This is a genomic window from Nitratireductor aquibiodomus NL21 = JCM 21793 (assembly GCF_000615975.1).
GTDB lineage: Bacteria > Pseudomonadota > Alphaproteobacteria > Rhizobiales > Rhizobiaceae > Nitratireductor > Nitratireductor aquibiodomus.
This window is the reverse complement of the sequence record NZ_BAMP01000170.1, coordinates 1-2482: the sequence shown is the minus strand read 5'-3', so window position 1 is coordinate 2482 and position 2482 is coordinate 1. Positions and strand designations below refer to the sequence as shown.

General features: G+C 58.0%; 4 protein-coding genes. 2 read left to right on the top strand and 2 right to left on the bottom strand.

The features are described 5' to 3' along the window. The coding region (locus tag JCM21793_RS22890) for an ABC transporter substrate-binding protein (RefSeq protein WP_025031849.1) at positions 1–545 on the bottom strand (545 nt) is incomplete at its 3' end. Positions 546–589: 44 nt separating this feature from the next. Further along, positions 590–1363 carry an amino acid ABC transporter ATP-binding protein gene (locus tag JCM21793_RS22885; RefSeq protein ID WP_025031848.1) on the bottom strand — a complete coding sequence of 258 codons (774 nt, stop codon included), beginning with the start codon at positions 1361–1363 and terminating at the stop codon, positions 590–592. Positions 1364–1552: 189 nt separating this feature from the next. Between JCM21793_RS22885 and JCM21793_RS22880 the strand changes: the two genes are divergently transcribed. Together JCM21793_RS22880 and JCM21793_RS22875 are read left to right on the top strand one after the other, a co-directional pair. Then, the gene (locus JCM21793_RS22880) at positions 1553–1792 is read left to right on the top strand and encodes a hypothetical protein (protein ID WP_025031847.1); all 240 of its coding nucleotides are present in this window, start codon (positions 1553–1555) and stop codon (positions 1790–1792) included. Between the two features lie 439 nt (positions 1793–2231). Continuing rightward, the coding region (locus tag JCM21793_RS22875) for a hypothetical protein (RefSeq protein WP_025031846.1) at positions 2232–2482 on the top strand (251 nt) is incomplete at its 3' end.

Genomic DNA, 2482 nt, shown 5'->3' with positions numbered 1-2482 from the left:
GCCTGGGCGGCTGCGGGGCCGCTGGCAAATTCCTTGACGGTTGCGTTGGGCAGGAATTCCTTGATCGCGGTCACATAGGTGCCGCCCTGCACGCCGCCCACATTGAGACCTTCCTTGTTCAGGTCTTCCCAGGTGGTGCGGCCGCTGTCCTTGGCGGTCATTGCAACCGTGTCCTGATAGAAGAACGGGCGGGAGAAAAGCAGTTGCGCCGTACGCTGCGGTGTGGGCGTCATGTCGGCTGCGATAAAGTCGAACTTGCTGGCCAGCAATGCGGGGATGAGGCCCTTCCAGTCATAGTCCTGAAGAACCAGTTTCACACCCAGATCGTCGGCCATCATCTTGACGATCTCGATCGCCAGGCCGGTGCGTTCGCCATCCTTGTTGATGAAGCTCACAGGCGCGCCCTGCGTCTGCACGCCGACGCGCAATTCACCGCGCTGTAGGATCTCGTCCATTTCAGTTTCGGCACTTGCAGAGCCGCTCATTCCGAAGGTCACGCCGATGGCGGTTACAGCGGCGAGCGCTGTCTTGAGAATAGATTTCATTCTGGTTCCTCCCTGGTGGTTGTGACCCGCATGCCGCTGGGTCTTTAGTGGATTTGCGAAAGAAACTGTCTGGTGCGGGCATTCTGCGCGTTGTCGAAGAGCGTCTCAGGCGCGCCCTGTTCCACGATGGCGCCCGCATCCATGAAGATGACGCGGTCCGCCACGTCGCGGGCGAAGCCCATCTCATGCGTCACGACCGCCATGGTCATGCCTTCGCTCGCCAGTTCGCGCATCAGATCGAGAATGCCGCCGACCATTTCGGGATCGAGCGCCGAGGTGGCTTCATCGAACAGCATGACCTGCGGATGCATCGCCAGCGCTCTTGCGATGGCGACGCGCTGTTGCTGTCCGCCGGAAAGCTGGCTCGGATAGTGATGCCGGCGGTCCTCTACACCGACGCGCTTAAGAAACGACATGGCGATTTCCTCAGCCTCGCGCCGGGAGCGTCCGCGCACGATGCGCTGTGGCAGCGCCACGTTTTCCAGAGCGGTTTTGTGCAGGAACAGGTTGAAGTGCTGAAACACCATGCCAACGTCGGCGCGCAGCGATGGCAGGTCCGTGCGCCGGTCGGTTACCGCGCGGCCGGCCACCCTGATGGTCCCGGAATCGACCCTTTCCAATCCGTTGAGGGTGCGCAGCAGCGTGCTTTTCCCCGAGCCGGAAGGGCCGATGACAACCACGACTTCGCTTTGAGAAACGTCAAGGTCGACGTCTGCAAGCGCGACGCAGCGTTCGTCGCCTCCCACTGCGGCGAATGTCTTGCGAACACCGCGAGTGTGAATCGCCGCTTCCTTGGCTGCGTCAGGCCTGTCCGTCATCGAGCTCCCCCTCAAGCGTTACGGCGACAGTCTGCATAATCGGAATTACGAGTCAATTTTTTTGAATCAAAAATTTTTTGTAAAAGCATTCGATTATCAGAGCGGACACCTCAAAAGAGATTCTGGGAATTGCCAAGACCTCAGAGGATTGTCATGCGTCCTGCAAATCCAACCGTTTGGTGAGATTGATTGTCGGAGTATTCCTTCCTGCTCGTCTGCATTCAGGGCGCTCTCACCATCGCCCTCCTGAGATGGCTGACATTGCGCGTCTCGCTCGGGCTGACTGCGATCATCGCTGCAGCCATCGTCTTTTTCATGTTTCCGGGCATGAACAGAGGCGGGTTGCCCTTTCTTGCCATGACACTGTCAGCAACAGCGCTCTGCGCCCTGTATCTGTTCCGCAACGCCCCCGTCAGACGCCTTCGCTGAAGGAATGCCCAGGCCCCCCGGAGTTCGCCGCCCACAATGCCAACAACAACCGCACCACCCACTCACAAACCCGCTTGACGCCGGGCTTAAGGTCGCGGATTAATGCGCGCTGCGCGGGTATGATGTAATGGTAGCCTGTCAGCTTCCCAACTATCGCCGCGAATTATTATCCCATATTTATCAGTAAGTTATAAATCCCTTCGCGCCTTGGAGTGCGCCTGGAATTCTGGCCTGCAGGGAAGGAAACGGCCCCAGTTTTCCTTTTGGAAAAATCCGGAAAAGCTTGTGGTCTCAGCGCGTTCATTGAGCCGGGGTTCTCTACCCGCCGGGCAAGCCTGCCGACAGTAATCGAACCACCTCGGAATCCTGCCAAGCCTTTTCCGTTGTCTGTTGTGATCAATCAGAAGGATGGTCGCCGCAGTCAAAAGGAGTTTGTCAAATGGCAGCGAAGAAGCAGTCGGTTATTGTCAGTGAAGACGACGCGAAGGCCATCGAGCAGGCTATCGCACAGGGTCAGGCGTTGATTGCGCAGGGTAAAACCAAGGTCGATGCGTCGATGGCGATTTATCGCGCTCTGAACACTCAGCCGCAGGAAACCGTTGTTTCAGCGATGATAGAGGGAGCGGGCCTGACACCCAAGGGCGCATTGACGTATTGGTACAATTGCCGCCGAAAATACGCCAAGGAAGT